The organism is Accumulibacter sp. (genome assembly GCF_031732815.1).
GTDB lineage: Bacteria > Pseudomonadota > Gammaproteobacteria > Burkholderiales > Rhodocyclaceae > Accumulibacter.
The window spans coordinates 1-2,392 of sequence record NZ_JAVMKF010000302.1 but is presented as its reverse complement, the minus strand read 5'-3'; the positions used below and the strand labels follow the sequence as shown (position 1 = coordinate 2,392).

At 68.7% G+C, this 2,392-nt stretch carries 2 protein-coding genes and 1 pseudogene; all 3 read left to right on the top strand.

Annotated features, from left to right (window positions below; all coding sequences use genetic code 11):
* Positions 1 to 1,030, top strand: a 1,030-nt coding sequence (locus RKP46_RS17560) for an aromatic ring-hydroxylating dioxygenase subunit alpha (protein WP_311107823.1), incomplete at its 5' end; no start/stop codon positions are given.
* Complete coding sequence (locus RKP46_RS17555) at positions 1,027 to 1,851, top strand: SDR family NAD(P)-dependent oxidoreductase (protein ID WP_311107822.1); 825 nt, start codon at positions 1,027 to 1,029, stop codon at positions 1,849 to 1,851. The genes RKP46_RS17560 and RKP46_RS17555, both read left to right, overlap by 4 nt.
* Positions 1,848 to 2,392, top strand: a pseudogene (locus tag RKP46_RS17550) (ferritin-like domain-containing protein); the annotation flags it as partial. The gene RKP46_RS17555 and the pseudogene RKP46_RS17550, both read left to right, overlap by 4 nt.

Here is a 2,392-nt window from a genome sequence, read left to right as displayed (position 1 = left end):
TGGCCGACGCCGAACGCGAGGTTCCGGCATGCTCGAAATAGGCAAGCTGACAAACTTCAACCAGGCGGTGCTGGTCGAGGGCTGGTATTGGGTGCTCGCCTCGGACGACTTGCCGGCCGGCCGGGTCAAGGCGGTCGAGCTGGCGGGCCGGCCGCTCGCCGTCTGGCGCTCGGCGAGCGGCGCGGTGCGCATTTTCGATGCGCACTGCCCGCACATGGGGGCTCACCTCGCCGAAGGGAAGGTCGAGGGAGAAGCGCTGCGCTGCTTCTTCCACAACTGGCGTTTCGAGGCCGACGGGCGCTGTTCGCACATTCCCTGCCTGGCCCACCAGCCGGGAGCCGGCGTCGGCCTGCGCGCGTGGCCGGCGATCGAGCGCTACGGACTGATCTGGGTCTGGCCCGGCGCCTCGCCCGGAGCGTTTCAGCCCGCACCACCGAGCATCGAAGCCGCCGCCGTGCGCAGCATGCTCGGCAACCGCTTCCGCAAAGCTTGCCATCCTAACGTGGTCATGGTGAACGCCATCGACGAACAGCACTTCCGGACGGTGCATCGCTTGCCCGGCGACATTCTCTGCCTGCAAGCGGCAGCGCATGACCGACACGCGATCACTTTTCGCAACACCGGCCAGATGCCGCGCACCCACTGGCTCGGCCGGCTGCTGCGCCGCTGCTATCGCGACACGCTGTACTACGAGCTGAGCTACTGGTACGGACACGTCGGCGTGGCCAGCTTCGGCCCGGACTTCCTCCACCTGCACGTGCTGTTCGCCCTGCGGCGTTCGTCCGACGGCGGAACCGAGGGCTATACGGTCGCCCTGACCCGACGCCACGCCGGCCTGCTCGGCCGCCTGCGCGACGCGCTGGTCCTCTGGTTGACGCGCGCTGGCGCGCGCTACTTCGCGTTTGGCGACACGCGCATCTTCCAGAGCATCCGCTTCAACCTGCGCCATCCGATCGCCGCCGACCGCTCGGTGATCGCCTTCATCCGGCATTATGAACAGCAAGCAAGCCTCGACTGGAGCAGCGAATGAAACCTGGCACAGTGCTGGTCAGCGGAGCCTCGGGCGGCATCGGCGCGGCGACGGCGCGCGCCTTCGCCGACCTGGGATGGCAGGTGCTCGCCGGAACGCGTTTTCCGGAGAAGATTCCCGCTTCCGGAACGATCCGGCCGATCCGCCTCGACCCCGCTTCGGCGCAGGATCGTCAGGCGCTCGTCGAGCTGCTCGCGCGCGAGTTCGCCGGGCGCCTCGACGTTCTGGTGAATAACGCCGGCTATGCGCAGAGCGGCGCGCTCGAACTGCTCAGCGAGGCCGACTGGCACCAACAGATGGCCGTCAATCTGATCGCTCCTGCCCTCCTGACCGCCGCCCTGCTGCCCGCGCTGCGCACCGCGCAAGGCTGCATCATCAACGTCTCGTCGATCCTCGGCCGCACCGGATTTGCCTGGCAGGGGGCCTACTGCGCATCGAAGTTCGGCCTCGAAGGCTGGAGCGAGTCGCTGCTGCTCGAAACCCAGGGGCAAGGCGTGCGCGTGCACCTCGTCGAACCCGGCAGTACACGCAGCAATTTTGGCCGCCAGATGAGAATGGTCGATGCGTCCACCAGCCCGTATCGCGCGCTGGCGGAGAAGTTTGCTGCGACACGCGCGCGGCTGGCGCAGCGCGCTCAGGCACCCGAGCGCGTCGCCGCCTTGATCGTGCGCACAGCGACGCGGCCAGCGGCGCCTTTCCGTCAAACGATCGGCCGCGACGCAAGCTTGACGGCCCTTCTCCTGCGCCTCCTGCCGGCACCCGCCTACCTCGCGTTGAGCAAGGCGCTCGCCCGGCGCCTCTTCGGCCTGCGCGCGCGATGACCCGCCCGACGCTCGAATCGGTTTGCCACCGGATGGCGCGGCGAAGGTCCACCGACCTGTCGGTCGACCCCGCGGGCGATCGGCACAACACCTGGAATGCGGCGTTCTTCCGTCTGCCGCACACGCGCTTCTGGCACTCGACCACTCAGGTCGAGCGCGACGCTCTGCTCGCGCGGTGCACGGCGAACGTCCTTGGCGAGGCGCTGGGCATCGAGGCGCAGGCGATGGACTATTCCGCCAGGCGCGTACTCGCCGCCGAAAACCTCATCGAGAAGCAGGTCTACTGCCTGATCGCCGCCGAAGAGGCGCGCCACCACCGCTGGCTGTCCGGCCTGCAACCCACCGTTGTCGAGTCCGGCACACCCGCTGCGTTCGCCGGTCTGCTCGCCCGCCTGGTCCGCGAAGCGAGCCCCTTGGCGCAATCCTACCTCTTGCAGATCGTGCTCGAGGGCTGGGGAATCTCGCATTACCGGCGGCTGGCCGCCGCGTCGCTCGACGCCGGCGCGACGCGCGTATTCGCCGCCATCGCGCACGACGAAGG